A 19,899-nucleotide genomic window follows, 5' to 3' on the forward strand; every position below is an offset into this window, starting at 1 on the left:
TTCAAATGCAGTGACTAGTAGGCACTCTCGTGCACCGATTGTACCGCACGACCCGAGGGGTCGATGATCCCTTGCAGGCTCTCATCCCAGGCCAGCGCCTCGGGGGTAGAGCAGGCGACCGACTTGCCACCTGGCACTGTCTCGGCGGCCGATGGCAGCGGGAAGTGCTCTTCGAAGAAGCAACGGTAGAAGTAGGCTTCCTTGGTTTCCGGTGTGTTGTAAGGGAACCTGAACTTGGCGTTGGCCAGTTGCAGATCGTCCACCTGGGCCGCGGCATGTTCCTTCAGGCCATCGATCCAGGAGTAGCCAACGCCATCACTAAACTGCTCCTTCTGACGCCAGGCCACCTCTTGCGGCAACTTGTGCTCGAAGGCCTGACGCAGGATATGCTTCTCGATGCGGCCATCTTTGGACATCTTGGCCTCAGGGTTGATACGCATCGCCGTGTCGATAAAGGCCTTGTCGAGGAAGGGCACGCGCGCCTCTAAGCCCCAAGCCGCCATCGCCTTGTTGGCGCGCAGGCAGTCGAACAGGTGCAGCTTGTCTAGTTTACGCACCAGCTCCTCGTGGAAGGCCTGAGCGTTCGGCGCCTTGTGGAAATAGAGGTAACCGCCAAACAGCTCGTCGGCGCCTTCGCCAGACAATACCATCTTGATCCCCATCGCCTTGATCTTACGTGCCATCAGATACATGGGGGTTGCCGCACGTATGGTGGTGACATCGTAGGTTTCCAGGTGATAGATCACATCCTTAAGCGCATCTAGGCCTTCCTGGAAGCTGAAGGTGATCTCATGGTGTATGGTGCCTATGGCATCGGCCACCTTCTGCGCCGCCGCCAGATCCGGCGCGCCGGTCAGGCCAACGGCGAAGGAGTGCAGCTGCGGCCACCAGGCATCGCTGGCACCGTCATCTTCGATGCGGCGCTTGGCGAAAGTCTGGGTGATGGCCGATACCACGGAAGAGTCCAGTCCGCCGGAGAGCAGTACGCCGTAGGGCACATCTGACATCAGCTGGCGCTTGACCGCGGCTTCTAGTGCCTCGCGCAGTTCTTCCACGCTGGCCGTGTTGTCTTGCACCGCCTCGAAAGACTGCCAGTCGCGCTGGTAGTAATGGGTCTCACCGCTCTTGGTCAGGTAGTGGCCAGGCTTAAAGGTCTCGACCGTCTTACAGACGGGCATCAGCGCCTTCATCTCCGAGGCGACATAGAAGTTGCCTTCGGCATCATGGCCTGTGTAGAGGGGGATGATCCCCATGTGATCCCGGCCAATCAGGTAGCTGTCGCTGCGCTTGTCGTAGAGGACGAAGGCGAAGATACCGTTGAGCTTGTCCAGAAACTCGGTGCCGTATTCCTGATACAGGGCGAGGATCACCTCGCAGTCTGAGTTGGTCTGGTAGCTGTACTTGTCACCCAGTTCGGCCTTGAGTTCCTTGTGGTTGTAGATCTCACCGTTGACCGCCAGGATCAGGCTTCCATCTTCTGATAACAGTGGCTGGGCGCCATGTTCGATATCGACGATGGCCAGACGCTCATGGGCGAGGATTGCCTTGTCGCTGGCATAGATCCCTGACCAGTCGGGGCCGCGATGGCGCAGCAACTTGGACATCTCCAGGGCAACCTGGCGTAGCGGCGTGGCATCGGTTTGGATGTCGAGAATCGCAAATATTGAACACATAATGAAAGCTCCAGAAAACGGTATAAATCTCAGTTGCCAATCACTTTGACAGTATTTTCTGCATCTGCCAAGCCTGAAAATTGTCAAAACATCATAAAATTCGCCTTTTCAGTGTTGTTTTTGTGGTTTTGGTGGTGGTGATTTTGAGTTTTGTTTGGCTGTTTGCGGTTTTAATTGTGGAATCTCTATTTTTGCTTCCATATCTGAGGTGGGATTTGTGCATTCTTAATCTCAGTCTGGATTTTAGTCGAGTTAGTAAAAAGTGGCGTGACTGGCGGATAAATAAACAAAAAGGCTTCCGATGGAAGCCTTTTATTCATGTGTTGCCGAAAACCTTAGTTACTCGGCGGTAGTTGTCTCTTTTGTGGTTGCCGGGCGCAGCTGGTGGAATTCGGTGCCGGCATAATATCCGGGCCAGTCGCCGTTGTTACCCAGGCGTTGAGCGGCCTGATAGTAGACTCCAAGATCTTCCAGGGCGCCGGAGAGATCCCAGTCGGCGCGATATTCGTCGCAGACATTGTGGTAACAGCCCTTCATCTGCGCTTTCATATCGGCTTTGTACTTGGCCGTGGCGTCATCGACGGGGTTGTTGCCGCCACCGGCAAATACCGCAGGCACACCATACTTGGCAAAGCTGAAGTGGTCTGAGCGGAAGAAGCCGCCAGACTCTGGGCGCGTCTCACTCACCGCTGTGCGCTGCTGGCCGCTGGCCGCCTCGACCAGATAGGTTTCCAGCTGTGACTTGCCTTTGCCCACGATAGTGTAATCAGATGTACGGCCATAGATATTGGTACTGTCTAAGTTGAAGACGGCTACTGTCTTGTCCAGCGGATAGACAGGGTTGGCGGCGTAGTAGCGCGAACCCAACAATCCCTGCTCTTCGCCTGTGGTGGCGACGAAAGTGAGCGAGCGCTTGAGCGGCTTACCTTGTTTGGCCTGGGCGGCGAACTGGCGGGCGATCTCCAGGATCCCTGCTGTGCCAGAGGCATTGTCCAGGGCGCCGTTATAGATCTGATCGCCTTGCTTGCTGCTGTCCAGGCCGATATGGTCCCAGTGGGCGGTAAAGAGGATCTGCTCATCACTTGCGCCTTGACCGGGGAGGGTGGCCACCACGTTGTAGCTATCGGCATATTCCGCCTTGTTGGCGAAGGCGATGTTGGCAGATTTTTGCAGTGCGACATTTACCGGGCTGCTGGCGGCGCGATCGCTTAAGGTCGCCAGCGACAAGCCTGCGCTGTCGAACAACTCGCTGGCTTTTTCCTTGGTGATCCAGCCTTCGACCTGTACGCGGCTGTCTTGCGTGGCCTTATCCAGTACCAGATCTTGCTGAGCCCCTGTCCAGCTGTTTTCTACCACAGACCAAGGGTAGGAGGCGGGCTTGGTATCGTGGATGATGATGGCGCCGAGCGCGCCTTGGCGGCTAGCTTCCTCAAACTTATAGCTCCAGCGGCCGTAGTAGGTCATCGCCTTGCCATTAAACTTGCCTGACTCGGGCAGGGCAAAGCCGGGGTCGTTCACCAGGATCAGGGCGATCTTGCCCTTCATATCCAGGCCTTGATAGTCGTCCCAATCATATTCCGGCGCCTTGATGCCATAGCCCACGAAGACCAGCGGCGCATCTTTAATCTCCACCCCTTGGTTGTCGTGGCGACTGCCCAGGACGATATCCTGACGATAGTGCATCGGCAGATTGCCAAGGGTCACGGTTTGCGACTCGCTGGCGGTATAGCTGACCATAGGCACAGGCTGCAGGAAGCTGCCATCGTTGGCACCGACCAGTCCGGCGGCGGCAAAGGCCTTGCTGAGATAATCCAGCGTCAGCGCCTCACCTTGGGTCGTGGGGGCGCGGCCCTCAAATTTATCCGAGGAGAGGGTCTGAATATCCAGCCTGAATCTGGCTTCGTTGAAGGCGGGAACTTGCTCTTCGCTACTTAGCTGGGGAGCATGCTGGCTACAGGCACTGAGGAGCACCAGAGCACAGGTGGGTAGGGCAAAACGCATGGGACTTCCTATTTGTTTTTGTTATTTATTAATCGCGACCACATGATGAATAAGATGACCGGCATTATCAAGGGAGGCGGGGCGATTAAATGTTACGCTTTATGTTTGGTGAAAGGCCGATGTCAGCTGGGCTGACAGGAATAAATCTTGTGCAGGCAGAGGATAAAAAACGCGCGGTCTGGACCGCGCGTCTTGGCTAGTGAATTCGTTGGCTAAAGAGCCTAGATGACGTCGATATCACCGGCGCAGTCGAACACATGGTTGGGCCTGAATGGCTCCTTGTCGATATCTTTTATCTGGCTGACGCCGCTGGTGACTAAGATGGTCTCCAGACCCGCCTGGAATCCTGCCAGGATATCGGTGCGCATGTTGTCGCCGATGATCACAGTATTTTCCGAGTGGCCGCCGATATGGTTCAGGGCGCTGCGGATGATCCAGGAGCTGGGCTTACCCACATAGAAGGGCATGCGACCCGAGATGCGCTCGATAGGGGCGCACAGGGCACCACAGGCAGGGCTGTGGGCCGGGCCGTGAGTATCCGGGTTGGTGGCGATGAAGCGGGCGCCGGCGGCGACAAACTGGGCGGCCTTGTGGATCATGTCCCAGTTGTAGGAGCGGGTCTCACCGACGATAACAAAATCTGGGTTGATGTCGGTAATGGTAAAGCCGGCCTTATAGAGCTCGTGGGTGAGGGCGCCTTCACCGATCACAAAGGCCTTGTCACCCGTCTGATGCTTGAGGAAGTCTGCCGTGGCCATGGCCGAGGTGTAGAAACACTCCTCTGGTACCTGGATCCCGGCGGCGCCGAGGCGATTTTGGAGATCTTTACCCGTCTGTACCGGGTAGTTGGTCAATATGACCAGCGGGTTTCCCTGCTCGAGAATGCGATGGATAAACTTATCGCTGCCAGGGATCAACTTATTGTCATGTAGCAGTACACCATCAATATCACAAATTACGTTTTTCATCTTAGGTCTCATCTTGCTAGCAGAAAGTCAACTGCCTTCATCTAAAACCAATTGTGTTTTAAAAACAACGTAATTTGGTGAATTATTTAGTCTGGCCAGCAATAAAGGGATGCTTTGGGGTTAGCGGTTAAGATGAGTGGGTGTTTCTGCTGTGGAGCAAGGTATGTCGCCAAAGAGGTAAGGCATAACATACAAGCTGTTTAAGAAAGCGCTTACGCCAATAAAAAAGAGACCCTGAGGTCTCTTTTTAGATAGCTGACAATAGGCCGGGTCAGTCGGCGGCGTAGCCCATGGGGCTTAACAGTTGATCGTCAAGGTAGGCCTTGCCGTCTGTCATACGCAGACGCTGCTGGCTGAACCACTTCACCACTAAGGGATAGATGGCGTGCTCCTGCTCATGCACCCTTTCTGCCAGTACGCTGGCATCATCCTCGGGATAGACGGGCACCTTGGCCTGCAGGATCACAGGGCCGGCATCCAACTCTGGGGTCACGAAGTGGACGCTGGCGCCATGCTCGCTGTCACCGGCGTCGATCGCTCGCTGATGGGTATGCAGCCCTGTGTATTTCGGTAGCAACGAAGGATGAATGTTGATCATTCGTCCCTCGAACTGTTTGACGAAATCGTCGCTCAGGATACGCATAAAGCCCGCCAGCACGATAAGATCTGGCTGGTACTTGTCGATGGCCGCCTTGAGACGCAGATCATAGTCGCTGCGAGACTCGCCCTCATGGGGGATCACGCAGCTGGTATCGATCTCACTCTGATGCGCGCGCACTAAGCCATAGGCATCGGGCTTATTGCTGATCACCCCAACGACTTCGGCGTCTAGGTTATCGTCACAACCGTCGATGATGGCTTGCAGATTGCTGCCATTACCAGAGACCAGGACGAGAACGCGACAGCAGTTGGGCATTAGCAAATCTCCACTTGCTCTTCGTCGCCATTGCGGCTGGCAATGTCACCGATGAGCCAAGCGTTTTCACCTTCGGCCTTAAGCAGGGTTAGCGCCGCATCGACTTGATCCTGTGGCAGGGCGATGATCATGCCAACACCACAGTTGAAGGTACGGTACATTTCAAACTCGGCGATATTACCGTTTTCCATCAACCAGTTGAAAACGGTAGGCCATTGCCATGAGTCGCCTTTTACCACGGCCTTGGCATCATCAGGTAGCACGCGTGGGATGTTTTCCCAGAAGCCGCCGCCAGTGATATGGGCCATGGCGTGAATGTCATGCTTCTCAAGCAGCTTAAGCAGCGGCTTAACATAAATCTTGGTCGGTTCCAGCAGGTGATCGATCAGCGGCTTGCCTTCGAGGTCTTGCTGAGGATCGGCCTTGCTCACTTCCAGTACCTTGCGGATCAGCGAGTAGCCGTTTGAGTGTGGACCGCTTGAGCCCAGGGCGATCAGCGCGTCACCGGCAACCACTTTAGAACCGTCGAGTACATCTTCTTTCTCGACCACGCCGACGCAGAAGCCAGCTAAGTCGTAGTCTTCGCCTTCGTACATGCCAGGCATTTCGGCGGTTTCACCACCGATCAGGGCGCAACCTGATTGAGCACAACCTTCGGCGATGCCGTTAACCACAGAGGTCGCGGTCGCAACATCTAGCTTGCCAGTGGCGTAATAGTCGAGGAAAAACAGGGGCTCTGCACCGGCAACAATCAGATCGTTGACACACATGGCAACCAGGTCGATACCTACGCTGTCATGTTTCTGATAATCGATAGCCAGTCTAAGCTTGGTACCAACACCATCGGTGCCAGACACAAGAACTGGATGTTTGTACTTAGTTGGCAGCTCGCAAAGTGCGCCAAAACCACCTAGGTTGCCCATGACTTCGGGGCGGTGGGTACGTTTAACGGCAGATTTGATATTGTCTACAAGGGCATTGCCTGCGTCGATATCAACACCTGCATCTTTATAGCTTAGCTGGGTAGGAGTGCTCACGGAGGATCCTCTCGGGTACATCGTTATTGGATTTTTATGCGGCGCTATTCTATCAGCTTGTGTAGGCACTCGAAAGGGATGATTTTGAATATTCAAACGGACTTAGGTCACGATTTACCGTGTTTGTAAAACTTTATGTTTTCGATTGTGAACAAATCTACTAGAATCGGTACAATTTGCTGGAAAAACTGGAATAGATCAGGAGAAAACGATGAAAGTGGTCGAAGTTAAGCATCCTCTGGTACGTCATAAGATTGGCTTGATGCGTGAAGGAGATATTAGTACTAAGCGTTTCCGTGAGTTAGCGGCTGAAGTGGGTAGCCTGTTGACCTATGAAGCGACCGCTGACTTTGAAACCGAGAAGGTCACTATCGAAGGATGGAACGGTCCAGTAGAAGTTGAGCAGATCAAGGGTAAGAAGGTTACCGTAGTGCCTATCCTGCGTGCTGGTCTTGGCATGATGGATGGTGTGCTTGAGCATGTCCCGAGTGCACGTATCTCAGTTGTTGGTATCTACCGCGACGAAGAGACGCTCGAACCTGTGCCTTACTTTGAGAAGCTTGCCAGCAATATGCATGAGCGTATCGCATTGGTGGTCGACCCTATGTTGGCAACTGGCGGCTCTATGATCTCAACTATCGATCTGCTTAAAGAGCGTGGCTGCACTTCAATCAAGGCCTTGGTATTAGTGGCGGCGCCTGAAGGCATCGCGGCACTTGAAAAAGCCCATCCGGATATTGAGCTCTTTACTGCCTCTATCGACAAGTGCCTTAACGAGAACGGTTACATCCTGCCTGGTCTGGGTGATGCTGGCGATAAGATCTTCGGGACTAAGTAACGCGAGCGAAGATTGTAAGACGCCATCGTTATATGATGAGCAGTAAAAAAGGAGCCTTAAGGCTCCTTTTTTTATGGATCTTTATCAGTGTCGGTTAGAGCACCATGGCCGCTATCCAACCCGAGATCAACAAGGGGATGTTGTAGTGTATAAAGGTTGGGATCACGCTGTCACGGATGTGATCGTGCTGACCGTCGGCGTTAAGACCAGCCGTTGGGCCCAGGGTCGAATCCGATGCCGGTGAGCCCGCATCACCCAGCGCAGCGGCCGTGCCGACAAGTGCAATGGTGGCCGGTACCGAGAAGCCGAAGCTGATGGCCAGCGGCACATAGATGGTGGCAATAATCGGGATGGTCGAAAACGATGAGCCGATTCCCATGGTGATCAGCAGACCGACTACCAACATCAAGAAGGCCGCCAAGGCGCGGTTGTCACCGATAAGATGGCTGAGGGAATCAACCAGAGTGCCCACATCGCCTGTGGCCTTGACCACGGCGGCAAAACCGGCGGCCGAGATCATGATGAAACCTATGTTGGCCATCATGCGCACGCCTTGGTTAAAGATATCCTGATCGGCCACATGCTTGAGGGCGCCGGAGAAGCTAAAGATGATAAAGCCGATGAGGGCGCCGAAGATCATCGAGCCGGTATAGAGCTGCACCGCTAGGGTTGAGGCGATAGCGATTAGGGCGATGATGATGTTACGGCGGTTGAGGGTTTCCTCCGGCTCGGCGGCGAGGATCAACTCCTCCTTATACTCTCTTGGCTTGCGATAGCTGATGAACACGGCGATGAATAGCCCCACCACCATGCCCAGGGCCGGGATTAACATGGCCGATGGGATCTGCTCGCGCACCGCATCTAAGTTGTTGCTGGTGAGGTTAGAGAGCAGGATATCGTTGAGGAAGATACCACCAAAGCCCACGGGCAGGATCATATAGGTGGTCACCAGGCCGAAGGTGAGCACACAGGCCACCAGACGTCGGTCGAGCTTGAGCTTAGACATCACATGCAACAACGGCGGAATTAAGATCGGAATGAAGGCAATATGAATCGGCAGAATGTTTTGTGACGATACCGCCATGGCCAGGATAGCCAGCAAGAGGAACCAGCGCACCTTGTTGACGTTGCCAGGGCTTTCTTCCTGTCCTAACTGGGCGATCACCTTGCGGGAGATAAGCGTGGTGAGTCCCGAGTGTGACAGGGCCACGGCAAAGGCGCCCAACAGGGCATAGCTCAGGGCGATCTGCGCGCCGCCGCCAAGGCCGGTATTAAAGGCATCGACCGTCTGGTCTAGGTTCATGCCGCCGACGAGTCCGGCGACCAATGCACTCACGGTGAGTGCGATAACGACGTTTACCCGGGCAAGGCTAAGGCCCAACATCAAGCAAACGGCAATAACAACTGCATTCATATTGATTCAATCTGATTTTTTAATCTGTAATGGGAAGCTATTTTTGCCAGCAATAGCCCGTGTTGTCCAGCGCCATGGCGTTTTATCTAAGAATTTAGCAAGAGATGTAACCGAACTGTATTCAAGTTTACTGCGTAAGTGTAAATAAGCCTAACCGGCCTGAAAGAAGACGGTGATAACTTGGGCAACTCGATGAATATTTATTAAAAAAAGTGACAATGATCCCAAATTACTTGTGTCCCGCTGGTGACTGCCTATAATGCTTTTGAGTTCAGAATTAAAAGCTTTTTCAATCCATAGATGGAGATAAAAAATGAGCGTATTAGTAGGCCGTCCGGCTCCTGATTTTACAGCTGCAGCAGTGCTAGGTAATGGCGAAATCGTTGATAGCTTTACCCTAAGCGAAGCGATTAAAGGAAAGCCAGCTGTAGTATTCTTCTACCCACTTGATTTCACATTCGTATGCCCATCTGAGTTGATTGCTTTCGACCACCGCATGGAAGAGTTCAAGAAGCGTGGCGTAGAAGTTATCGGTGTTTCTATCGATTCTCAGTTCACTCACAACGCATGGCGTAACACCCCAGTAGACAAGGGCGGTATCGGCCAGGTGCAATACACGCTAGTGGCTGACGTGAAGCACGATATCTGTAAAGCCTACGATGTTGAGCATCCAGAAGCCGGTGTGGCTTTCCGTGGTTCTTTCCTGATCGACAAAGAAGGTCAGGTTCGTCACCAAGTTGTTAACGATCTGCCACTAGGCCGTAACGTTGACGAGATGCTACGTATGATCGACGCACTTCAGTTCCACGAAGAGCACGGTGACGTTTGCCCAGCTGGTTGGGAAAAAGGTGACAAGGGTATGGACGCAAGCCCAGAAGGCGTTGCTTCTTACCTGACTGACAACGCTGACTCACTATAAGCGATTAATATCGTTAGTAAAAACGTTAGTAAAAATGTTAGTAAAAAGCTGCCCTAGGGCAGCTTTTTTTATGGCTGAATTTCATGAGCCTCATGTCGTGAGGGCTCACTTGCCGTCTTCCTTGCCGTCTGCCTCTAAGCGGGCGAGGGTACAGATTGGCGTTTTTGCATCAGCTCGCGATAGGAGCGGGTTTCCCTGTCATCCTGGGTAAGACCAAGCTGCTGGGCAAGCTTGAGCAGGCCTTGTTCGTGATATGCCAGCTGGGTCTCATCGTCTGTCATGATCGCCAGCTCGGCAAAATCCCCCAGGCCTTCGAGATTGTCGACCGTCACATGGTACTGGTCGATAAAATAGATGCTGCGAGTCTTGGTAAGCCGCAGCACTACCTCATAGCCTAAGGTTTGCAGCATATCGGCGGCGCTGTCGATATTGTCGATGCGAGTCGCCTGACACTGCTTATCGCCCGGACCTTTAACTATCCACAGCTTGATGTTTGATGGGTGCATCTGCCTGATACACAGGTGCTTGCTCTGCTGAGCCAACTGCCCTAAAGGGGTGTCATAGTAGCGATCAAACTCGACATTGTCTTTTAGCATAGTCTCGTGGGGGAGACTCTCTAGCTTGCTTAAGAAGGCGTTTCTATCTTGGAGCCTGTATTTGAGCTCGACTTCATACTTGCCGTCAAAATGGGATTGGCTCATGGGGGATTCGCTCATGGAAATTGTTGTAACCTAGGTTAAAAAGCTGGGCCGACTATATCATCTTTCCTTCTCATCGGGGTGAGGCGAGCGGCGGGTTTTGGCTCTTTTACTCTTGGCTATTTGATCTAGGCCATTTAATCCGGGTAGTTTCAAAGTAAAAATGTTAATGAATTGATCATTTTGTTTACCACTGATATACCTAGAGCAACTCCCTGTGAATTATCGCCCAAGTGGCTTATCCAAGGAGCAAGAAGTCAGCTACCAAACATAGGGTATTAGACGTGCGGTATAACTCGATGCGAATCTCTCTAGCCTTTATCTCTTGCCTGATGTTAGCGGCGCCGCTTCGCGCCGAGACTGTGCTCTCCTATGACGTCAACGGATCTAGCAGTTGGTACCCTTACTTTATTCCCGAGACCACCAAAGACCCAGGGATCCTGGCCGAGTTGGTGCCGCAGATCTTCGCCTTAACCCCAGTGAGGTTAGATGCAAAACATTATCCCCCTAAGCGGACCAATCAAGCATTGGCAACCGGCGGACTGGATTTTGATGTGGTCAGCCCCAGCTGGTTCGAGGGAGGGGATCTTGGCGATGCCTTCGTGCAGTCTCAGCCGATTTTTGCCATAAAGGAGCATGTGGTGGTGCTGGCCGGTAACCAGGAGCAGTGGATGGATATCAAGAAGATCCGCGGCCAGGAGATAGGCACGGTGCGTGGCTACCTCTACCATGATGACAGTGAATATACGCGTATCGATTTCAAGTCCGAACGTGAGCTGATCATCGCCTTGCAGAAGGGGCGAATTCAGGCGGCCATTGCAGGCGATCTTACCGCGCTATATTGGGCCAAGGAGCTGGAGGTGCCCATCGCCCTGGCGGCCGTGCATTCCGATGGCGTGTTGGTGATCCGCCTGCGTAAGGAGCATCAGGCCTTACTTGGACAGATTAACGATGCGATCAGCCAGCTAAGATCCCAGGGCGTCATAGATGCGCTTCTGGCTAAATATACCTCGGGGCAGTCTGTGGCCAGCCGGTTGAGTAAATAATCTTTCGCCGAGGTCAAGATTCTCTATCTCGAAGCAAATCAAATCGAGTAAGCTAAACGATTGTTTTTCAATCGATCGAATCATCATCACTTGACGTGGGCCGCAAGATATCCGCTAATTGTCGCTCAAGGACATTAGCAAGGATAGATGTATGAATCCAATGGAGTTTGCGATTCCGGCCGAGGACAAGCAGGCCTTTAGTCAATATTACGCGAAACAGATAGCCCCTAGGTGTCGGCGTTATGAGTCGGCTCGTCAGGCGGCGGCCGCTAAGTATCTGGCCCGCAGAAAAATAAGCGCTCCCGTCACCCTGATAGGATTACCTGTCTTTTTGGCATTTTTTGCCCTGAGTTTTTATGGCGCAATAGTGCTCGATTTTGAAGATGGCGTATTTTATATCGGCTTTGCCGGCGCCATTTTATCTATCGTCGCGGTGGCAAGCGTTATCATCTGGGCGAGTAGCGAGATAAATCAATTGCGCACTAAGATAGTCGATGAGATCTATCCACTGCTGCTCGGCTATTTTGGCAAGAGCTTTGAGTTGAATCCGTCGAACTTACCCGAACTGGATGCTTATAAGGACTATGGTCTCTTTCCAAAATATGACAAGGGCTACTTTGACGATTCGGTTAAGGGCAAATACCACAATGTGCCTTTCCTGATGAGAGAGCTGACGCTACTCGAGTATAAAGGGACTAAAGACAATAAACCCCAATACAAGACCTTGTTCGAAGGGCTTTTGATTGAGTTTACGCTATTAAAGAAATTCTCTGGTAATACCCTGGTGCGTCAGGATAAAGGAGTTATTGGCAACAGCTTAGTGCAGTTTAAACAGAAGCTGACACGGGTAAAGCTGGAAGACCCAACCTTTGAGCGAGAGTTTCAGGTGTATAGCGACGATCAAGTCGAGGCGAGATATTTGCTAAATACGGCGACCATGGAGCGTATGCTTTCACTGTCTCGTTTCTACCGTGGCGAACTAGAGGCGAGTTTTAAAGATGGACGACTGCTGATTAAGATCGCCTGCAAGCATAACTATTTTGAACCTAAACTGGATCTGCTAAAACCACTGGATTTTGTCGATGACATAGAGCAGGTGTTTAAGGAGATCTATGAGGTGTTTGATTTAATTAAAGCCCTGAATCTGGACAGTCGTACAGGGCTGTAAATATCGGTTTAATTATTGATAGCTCGCCGCATCCGCTACGAGCTATCAAGCTCTCACTTTCAAGCTCTTATAAGAGTTACGATTGATACTCGCTATTTGTTAGCCGTTAGCACTAGTATCTGTGTCTTGCCCGCTAGCCAGCTCGCTGGCGGCTTCATCGCTACCTGTTTCTTCGTTAGGCGTGGCCACCGGCCAGCCGCCTAAGGCCTTCCACTTGTTGACGATATGACAAAACAGCTCGGCGGTGCGCTCGGTATCATACAGGGCGGAGTGAGCCTCTTTGTTGTCGAAGGGGATACCGGCAATCTCACAGGCCTTGGCCAAAACCGTGTGGCCCAGGGCAAGGCCCGAGAGGGCGGCGGTGTCGAAGGTGGCAAAGGGATGAAATGGCGTACGCTTGAGGGCGTTGCGCTCAATCGCCTGGGTGACGAAGCCATGGTCGAAGGCGGCGTTGTGAGCCACTATGATGCTGCGGTGACAATTTGATGCCTTCTGGTGCTTTTTGACCTCTTTAAAGATCTCTAAGAAGGCTTCCTTCTCGCTGACGGCGCCGCGCAGCGGATTGCTTGGGTCAATACCATTAAATGCCAGGGCTTCTGGCTCTAGGTTGGCGCCTTCGAAGGGCTCGATATGATAATGTAACGTCTTATCCAGCACCAAGTCGCCATTATCATCCATCTTCAGTAGGGTGACGGCGATCTCCAGCAACGCATCGGTTTGAGCATTAAAACCCGCGGTTTCAACATCTATGACGACGGGAAAGTAGCCACGAAATCTATGCTTAAGTTTGTGTGCGTCGCAAATATCGCTCATTAAAATATCCAAAGTGAAGAGTGGGGGGCTATTATGAAGTATCCGATGGGAGCTTGTCATGTTTGATTGGTCAATATATGGGCTAAAGGAATGCTAAATTAGGCCGATAGGGATAAGTAACGTAATTAACAAGAGTGACTGTCTATGTGGGTTAGGGTGCTATGTGCGATGACATTCGGGATTGGCTTGAGTCTGGCGACGACGGCGCAGGCCGAGTTGCGTCACTATGTGGCCTCCCTGGAACAGTCTTCCTGGCGCCTGAGCGGCAATACACCCATCATCTGTCGCCTGGAACATGAGATCCCATCCTATGGCAAGGCGGTGTTTACCAGCCGCGCCGGTAAAGATCATGATTTAAACTTTAGCCTGGATATGTGGGTCAAGCCTGACGAGGTGACCAGTGCCAAGTTGATGAGCATGGCGCCCGCCTGGCGACCTGGTGTGGTATCCCGTCCCATAACCGATCTCACCTATCAGAAATATTTCAGTGGCGAGGTGCCTAAGAAGGCGGCCTGGTCCATGCTCAATGAGCTAGAGCGCGGCATGCAGCCGACCTTCTATTATGCCGATTGGTATAACCGTTCCAGCAAGGTAGCCGTAGGACTGTCGGCGGCGAACTTCGGTCGACGCTACGCCGAGTTTAAATCCTGTCTGGCTAATCTCTTGCCCTATAGTTTCGATGATATCGCCTTTACCGTGCTGACTTATGAGTTTGGCGGCTCTGAGCTGACCCGTTACTCCAAGGCGCAGATCGCTAAGGTGCAGGAGTATCTCTCTTATGATCCTGAAGTCGAGCTGGTGTTGATCGATGCCTATACCGATAGCTTCGGTGGTCGCTCGGTGAACAAGAAGGTATCGGAGAAGCGTGCCAATTCGGTCAAACAGCTCTTCCTGTCGGCGGGTATCCCCAATGAGCGTATCCATACCTATGGTCACGGCGAGCGTCGCCACGTGGCATCCAACGACACCATAGATGAGCGGGCGCGTAACAGACGCGTAGTGATCCGCCTCAGCAAGCCGCTGGATTAGAGTAGCTTTATTGAGTTAATAATATTTATGGAAACCGGCCAATAAGGCCGGTTTTTTGTTATCGGCCCGGGATAGAAAGAGAGCGCTGGCAAAAGCCTGGTAAAAACAGGCAAAAAAAAGCCCACTTAATCTTAAGTGGGCCGCAAATAAATCATTGCAATCAACAAATTGAAGGAAGGAAGTCAAGCATAAGAACCAGGGATGAATTCACGTGACTGGCACGGGAACTCGGAGTTCTTGTTTCCCATCTACCAGCGGGGTAGACACTTCCGGAAAACGAGGTGAATTATAGGGTCAGACCATTTGTCCTACAAACTAGAAAAATTCCCGCCTTAGATTAGTATTTCTAATGCCTGGGGAGGGTGTTTAAAGGGCCGGATTCACACATTTGGGGTATTTGCGCTTGATTACGCAAAATTGCTGCATAATTTCACGATTTATATAATTCATCCATGTTGTTTTTTTATTAACAAGTCAATTTCGCAAATGCCGGATTCGTTTATTTGTAGCCATTGCACGGTTTTTTTTTACTTGTATAGTACGAGGTTATTGGGCGCTAGCTCACAGGTTTACCATTAATAATAACGAGATATCCAGGACGGCTACAGATGGCTCTTAAGACGATTTTATCCAAGCAAACCCTTTTGCTTGCCGGATTAGGTTTAACACTCATGGGTTGCCAGTACCATGCCAATGAAACGGCAGCGGCGCAGGCAGCGGTTCAGCCCCAGGGCGTGGTCGAAACAATTCACGGCGTACAGGTTGCCGACCCTTACCGTTATCTAGAGGAAGAGAGTGACGCGACCCATGCCTGGGTGAAGCAGCAACAAGAGGCTGGCCATGATTTTCTGGCGCAGCTGGAAAACAAGCAGGCGATCGTCGATCGTATCACAGAGCTGTGGAACTTCGAGAAGGTCACAGCCCCTAACGAGCGTGGTGACAACACCTTCTATTACCGCAACGATGGTCTGCAGGCGCAATCAGTCCTCTATGTGAAGAATAAAGCCGGTGAAGAGAAGGTCGCCCTCGACCCTAACAGTTTCTCTACCGACGGCACAGTCGCCCTGAGCGGCGTCTCTGTCAGCGGCGACGGTAAGATCATCGCCTATGGCGTTTCTAAGTCGGGCTCAGACTGGCAGCAGTGGCAGTTTGTGGACGTGGCGACCGGGGCCAAGCTAGGCGATGAGCTCAACTGGATTAAGTTCTCCAGCGCCGAGTGGAGCAAAGACAATAAAGGTGTCTACTATTCTCGTTATGACGCGCCCGAAGGCGGTAACTTGCTGGCCGACGTTAACTTTAACCAGAAGGTCTACTATCACCAGCTGGGCACAGATCAGTCTCAAGACAAGCTGATCTACGAGCGTCCACAGAATAAAGATTGGGGCTTCGGCGCCGAGGTATCGGAAGCGGGGGATTATCTGTTGATCTCCATTTCGCAGGGCACAGATAGCCGTAACCGTTTCTTCTATAAGTCACTGATCGATGCCAATGCACCAGTGGTCGAGCTAATCAGCGAGCTTGAGGCCGAGTACAGCTTCCTGGGTAACGACAAATCTGTCTTCTACTTCAAGACAGATCTCGATGCGCCAAATGGCAAGATAGTGGCGGTGGATGTGAATCGTCCAGCCAAGGCAAACTGGAAGACGGTGGTTCCTGAGTCGAGCGACCCTATCGCCAGCGTGGCCATCATCAACGATCACCTGGTGGTCAGCTACCTGCACGACGTGCTTGGCAAGCTCACTATCTTCAGCATGAATGGCGTGAAGCGCCAGGATATCGACCTACCGGGTAAGGGCAAGATTGCCGGTCCATATGGTAAGCGCAGCAAGGATTACTTCTATTACACCTTCAACAGCTATGTGCAGCCACAGACTACCTATAAGTTTGACTTTAAGACGGGTCAGTCTAGCCTGTACGCTAAGCCTAAGGTCGCCTTTAATCCGGACAACTATGCCTCTGAGCAGGTGTTCTACACCAGTAAGGATGGCACCCGTGTACCTATGATGATCTCCTACAAGAAGGGATTGACCCTTAACGGTGAAAACCCAACCCTCTTGTATGCCTACGGTGGATTCTCTATCTCGCTGACGCCAAGATTCAGCCCGGCTAACATCGCCTGGATGGATATGGGCGGCGTATACGCAGTGCCAAACCTGCGCGGCGGTGCAGAATATGGCGAGAGCTGGCACCAGGCGGGCATGTTCGATAAGAAGCAGAACGTGTTCGATGATTATTTTGCCGCGGCCGAGTATCTGATCGATAACAAGTACACCAATCGCAGCAAGCTAGGTGCCTATGGTCGCAGTAACGGTGGTCTGCTGATGGGCGCAGCAGTGACTCAGCGTCCAGACCTGTTCGCCGCCATTCTGCCTGCGGTAGGCGTGCTGGATATGCTGCGTTTCCATAAGTTCACCATCGGCTGGGCCTGGACCAGCGAATATGGCAGCGCCGACAATGCCGAGCAGTTCCCTGCGCTATTGGCCTACTCGCCTTATCACAACATTAGTGAGCGAGATTACCCGGCGACTATGGTGATGACGGCGGATCATGACGATCGTGTGGTGCCGCTTCATAGCTTCAAGTTTGGCGCCTTGCTGCAGGACAGACAGACGGGAGATGCACCTATCATCATGCGAATCGAGTCAAAGGCTGGTCATGGCGCCGGTAAGCCGACGGCGATGAAGATTGATGAATTTGCCGACATTTACAGTTTCTTAATGCATAGCTTCGGCCTTGCGGTGCCGAGCAAGATAGGCGGTTAAGTAAACCAACCTAAAAAGGGAAGTGAATAACTTCCCTTTTTTATTAACAAAATTTTATGCAGTTAGTCCCGGCAACAGGGGCGTCAAGCATTCACAATTGCCTGGGCACTCGGTATAGTAGGCCTCTATTTAATCTGAATGTTGAGCCGTTTCTAGCTATGTTTCGTTGGCCTATATCCGTTTATTACGAAGATACCGATGCCGGTGGAGTGGTGTATCACTCTAACTACCTCAATTTCTTTGAGCGTGCCCGCACCGAGTGGTTAAAACAGATAGGGGTGAAACAGACGCAGCTACTGGCCGACGATATTGCCTTCGTGGTTAAGCATGCCGATATCGATTTTAAGGTGGCCGCACGCTTCGAGCAGGACCTTTTTGTCGAGTCTGAGGTCATAGAGATGAAGAAGGCCTCTATGGTGTTCCGTCAGCTTCTATTGGATCAAGACGGAACCCTCTATTGTGAAGCGCACATTCAGGTGGCCTGTGTGGCATTATCGCGCATGCGGCCAAAAGCCATTCCCCATCATATTGTTCAGGAGTTAAAGGGTGGAAGCTGATATCTCTTTTATCGGGCTGTTTTTACAGGCCAGTCTATTAGTTAAATTCGTCATGTTGACGCTGCTGGCATTGTCCGTGGTGTCTTGGGCGGTGATTATTCAACGTAGACGCCTGCTGACCTCGGCTCGTCAGCGTTCGCTCAAGTTTGAAGACAAATTTTGGTCCGGTGTCGATCTCAATAAGCTCTATAAGGAACTCTCTGCCAGACAAGAGAGCAATACCGGCTTAGAGGCGATGTTTTACGCCGGCTTTAAAGAGTATGCCCGCCTGAGTAACCTTAACGGCAAGGTGCCTGCCGCCGTGATGGACGGCTGTTATCGCGCCATGCGCGTCTCGCTCTCCAGAGAGCTTGAGAAGCTGGAGACCCATCTGCCATTGCTGGCAACTATCGGCTCGACCAGCCCTTATATCGGTCTGTTTGGTACTGTGTGGGGGATCATGAACTCCTTCATCGCGTTGGGCGCCGTTGAAAACGCGACACTTGCCATGGTGGCCCCGGGTATCGCCGAGGCACTTATCGCTACGGCCATGGGCCTGTTTGCGGCGATCCCTGCGGTAATCGCCTACAACCGCTTCTCGACTCAGGTGGAGAAGATAGAGATGTCATACGCCAACTTCATGGAAGAGTTCTCTAGCATCCTGCATCGTCAGGCCTACAGTGAGAAGGAAGTCGGCTAATGCAGCAGGGTTATCAACGCAAGAGGCGTCGTCCGGTTGCCGAGATCAACGTTGTCCCTTATATCGACGTGATGTTGGTACTGCTCATCATCTTCATGGTGACCGCGCCTATCGTGACCCAGGGCGTAAAGGTGGATCTGCCCCAAGGGAAGGCCGAAAGCCTGCCTGCCGACAGTAAGCCGCCCGTGGTGGCCTCTATCGATGCCGACGGCGATTATTACCTGGATATTGGCAGCGCCAGCAGCAAAGAGGTGTTGGATCTCGAAGAGATCGCGGTCAGAGTCAGCGCCATAGTGCAGCTGGAGCCTGAGCGCCCTGTGGTGGTTAAGGCCGACAGAAGCATTCCCTATGAGCGGGTGATCCAGTTGATGGTGACGTTACAAAAAGCAGGCGTACCTTCGGTAGGCCTGATGACAGATTCGCCTGAGGAGTAGCAGGTGGCAGGGAAATCAGAATTTACCGTTCCACTCATCATTTCAGCCAGCATTCATGTTGGCGTGATAGTTGTTTTGGCCATGGGCGTCGATTTTAGTGAGAAGCCCAAGGTGGTGCCTCAGGCCAGTGCGCCGGCGGTGCAGGCTGTGGTGGTGGATCAAAAGCGGGTTAACGAACAGGTTGAGAAGCTAAAAGCCGAGAAGCTAGCCGCCGAGCGCAAGGAGAAGGCGCGTCAGGAGGAACTGGATCGTAAGGCCAAAGAGGCTCGCCAGGCCCGCGAACGTGAGCAGGAGCGCATCAAAAAGCTTGAACAGGAGCGCAAGCAGAAAGAGCTAGAGACGCAAAATGCGGCCAAGGCTGCAAAGGCTGCCAAGCTCAAAGAGCAGCAGGAGAAGGAGAAGGCCGAGAAGGCCGAGGCCCAGCGTAAACAGAAAGAGGCCGAGCGCAAGGCTGCCGAAGAAGCCGCAGCCAAAGCCGAAGCCAAGCGTAAGGCTGAAGAGGCTGCTGCCAAGAAGGCCGCCGAAGAGCGTAAGCGTAAGGAAGAAGCCGAGGCGAAACGTAAGGCGGAAGAGGCCGCGCGCCGCGAGCAGGAACGTATGATGCAAGAGGCCTTAGCCGCCGAGCAGGCCGCGCTGTCCCAGACTCGCAACAAGCAGGTGATGAGTGAGGTGCAGCGTTATACCTCGATGATCCGCGCCACGATTCAGCGCCATCTGGTGGTGGATGAGTCGATGCGAGGCAAGAGCTGCCGCGTCTTTATTCGTCTGGCTAAAGATGGCTTTGTGACCGGCAACGAGATAGTGTCTGGTGATCCTGTGGTGTGCCGCGCCACTAAGGCGGCGATCAACAAGGCCGGGCGTTTGCCTGTTTCGCCCGAGGCCGATGTTTACAACAAGCTAAAAGAGATTAATCTCACCGTACAACCGGAGTTTAATTAAAGGAGTTC

The 19,899-nt window shown here is 52.5% G+C and carries 18 protein-coding genes; 10 read left to right on the forward strand and 8 right to left on the reverse strand.

Going from position 1 to position 19,899, the window contains the following annotated elements; translation table 11 throughout:
- Positions 1 to 14 precede the first annotated feature (14 nt).
- The 5 genes from asnB to purM all read right to left on the reverse strand — a co-directional run bounded on the left by asnB (position 15) and on the right by purM (position 6,595).
- Positions 15 to 1,673 (reverse strand): asparagine synthase B, encoded by a 1,659-nt coding sequence (gene asnB / locus K0J45_RS07635; protein ID WP_220044861.1) that lies wholly within the window; start codon positions 1,671 to 1,673, stop codon positions 15 to 17.
- Positions 1,674 to 2,012: 339 nt separating this feature from the next.
- Positions 2,013 to 3,674, reverse strand: coding sequence for a M28 family metallopeptidase (locus K0J45_RS07640; RefSeq protein WP_220044862.1), 1,662 nt, complete (start codon positions 3,672 to 3,674; stop codon positions 2,013 to 2,015).
- Between the two features lie 221 nt (positions 3,675 to 3,895).
- On the reverse strand, positions 3,896 to 4,642 hold the full coding sequence (locus tag K0J45_RS07645) for an HAD-IIA family hydrolase (RefSeq protein ID WP_041406575.1): 747 nt from the start codon (positions 4,640 to 4,642) through the stop codon (positions 3,896 to 3,898).
- Between the two features lie 271 nt (positions 4,643 to 4,913).
- Complete coding sequence (gene purN / locus K0J45_RS07650; RefSeq protein WP_220044863.1) at positions 4,914 to 5,558, reverse strand: phosphoribosylglycinamide formyltransferase; 645 nt, start codon at positions 5,556 to 5,558, stop codon at positions 4,914 to 4,916.
- The gene (purM, locus tag K0J45_RS07655; RefSeq protein ID WP_144198564.1) at positions 5,558 to 6,595 is read right to left on the reverse strand and encodes a phosphoribosylformylglycinamidine cyclo-ligase; all 1,038 of its coding nucleotides are present in this window, start codon (positions 6,593 to 6,595) and stop codon (positions 5,558 to 5,560) included. Before purM ends, purN begins: the two co-directional genes overlap by 1 nt.
- Positions 6,596 to 6,806: 211 nt before the next feature.
- Between purM and upp the strand changes: the two genes are divergently transcribed.
- Positions 6,807 to 7,433 (forward strand): uracil phosphoribosyltransferase, encoded by a 627-nt coding sequence (gene upp / locus K0J45_RS07660; RefSeq protein WP_041511693.1) that lies wholly within the window; start codon positions 6,807 to 6,809, stop codon positions 7,431 to 7,433.
- 94 nt (positions 7,434 to 7,527) lie between these two features.
- Here upp and K0J45_RS07665 read toward each other — a convergent pair whose 3' ends face one another.
- The gene (locus K0J45_RS07665) at positions 7,528 to 8,847 is read right to left on the reverse strand and encodes a Na+/H+ antiporter family protein (protein WP_220044864.1); all 1,320 of its coding nucleotides are present in this window, start codon (positions 8,845 to 8,847) and stop codon (positions 7,528 to 7,530) included.
- Positions 8,848 to 9,160: 313 nt separating this feature from the next.
- On the opposite strand from K0J45_RS07665, the gene K0J45_RS07670 reads away from it, so the two are divergent.
- Positions 9,161 to 9,766 (forward strand): peroxiredoxin, encoded by a 606-nt coding sequence (locus tag K0J45_RS07670; protein ID WP_011865315.1) that lies wholly within the window; start codon positions 9,161 to 9,163, stop codon positions 9,764 to 9,766.
- 134 nt (positions 9,767 to 9,900) lie between these two features.
- Here K0J45_RS07670 and cyaB read toward each other — a convergent pair whose 3' ends face one another.
- Positions 9,901 to 10,467 (reverse strand): class IV adenylate cyclase, encoded by a 567-nt coding sequence (gene cyaB / locus K0J45_RS07675; protein WP_258406791.1) that lies wholly within the window; start codon positions 10,465 to 10,467, stop codon positions 9,901 to 9,903.
- Positions 10,468 to 10,763: 296 nt separating this feature from the next.
- Here cyaB and K0J45_RS07680 point away from each other — a divergent pair, with 296 nt between their 5' ends.
- Positions 10,764 to 11,510, forward strand: a complete 747-nt coding sequence (locus K0J45_RS07680; RefSeq protein WP_220044866.1) for a substrate-binding periplasmic protein — start codon at positions 10,764 to 10,766, stop codon at positions 11,508 to 11,510.
- Between the two features lie 151 nt (positions 11,511 to 11,661).
- On the forward strand, positions 11,662 to 12,678 hold the full coding sequence (locus K0J45_RS07685; protein WP_220044867.1) for a DUF3137 domain-containing protein: 1,017 nt from the start codon (positions 11,662 to 11,664) through the stop codon (positions 12,676 to 12,678).
- A gap of 99 nt (positions 12,679 to 12,777) precedes the next feature.
- On the opposite strand, the gene rnt is transcribed toward K0J45_RS07685, so the two are convergent.
- Complete coding sequence (gene rnt, locus K0J45_RS07690; protein ID WP_220044868.1) at positions 12,778 to 13,491, reverse strand: ribonuclease T; 714 nt, start codon at positions 13,489 to 13,491, stop codon at positions 12,778 to 12,780.
- Positions 13,492 to 13,659: 168 nt separating this feature from the next.
- Between rnt and K0J45_RS07695 the strand changes: the two genes are divergently transcribed.
- The 6 genes from K0J45_RS07695 to tolA all read left to right on the forward strand — a co-directional run bounded on the left by K0J45_RS07695 (position 13,660) and on the right by tolA (position 19,891).
- Complete coding sequence (locus K0J45_RS07695) at positions 13,660 to 14,520, forward strand: flagellar protein MotY (RefSeq protein ID WP_011865320.1); 861 nt, start codon at positions 13,660 to 13,662, stop codon at positions 14,518 to 14,520.
- Between the two features lie 608 nt (positions 14,521 to 15,128).
- Positions 15,129 to 17,282 (forward strand): prolyl oligopeptidase family serine peptidase, encoded by a 2,154-nt coding sequence (locus tag K0J45_RS07700; protein WP_220044869.1) that lies wholly within the window; start codon positions 15,129 to 15,131, stop codon positions 17,280 to 17,282.
- Positions 17,283 to 17,440: 158 nt separating this feature from the next.
- Positions 17,441 to 17,839, forward strand: coding sequence for a tol-pal system-associated acyl-CoA thioesterase (ybgC, locus tag K0J45_RS07705; protein ID WP_220044870.1), 399 nt, complete (start codon positions 17,441 to 17,443; stop codon positions 17,837 to 17,839).
- Entirely contained in the window at positions 17,829 to 18,518 is a 690-nt protein-coding gene (gene tolQ, locus K0J45_RS07710) for a protein TolQ (RefSeq protein ID WP_011865323.1), read from the forward strand. Before ybgC ends, tolQ begins: the two co-directional genes overlap by 11 nt.
- Positions 18,518 to 18,952, forward strand: coding sequence for a protein TolR (gene tolR / locus K0J45_RS07715; protein WP_220044871.1), 435 nt, complete (start codon positions 18,518 to 18,520; stop codon positions 18,950 to 18,952). Before tolQ ends, tolR begins: the two co-directional genes overlap by 1 nt.
- Positions 18,953 to 18,955: 3 nt before the next feature.
- A complete protein-coding gene (gene tolA / locus K0J45_RS07720; protein ID WP_220044872.1) occupies positions 18,956 to 19,891 on the forward strand; it encodes a cell envelope integrity protein TolA in 936 nt (311 codons plus the stop codon).
- The last annotated feature ends 8 nt before the right edge of the window (positions 19,892 to 19,899 follow it).

Source organism: Shewanella alkalitolerans (assembly GCF_019457575.1).
GTDB classification, from domain to species: Bacteria; Pseudomonadota; Gammaproteobacteria; order Enterobacterales; family Shewanellaceae; genus Shewanella; species Shewanella loihica.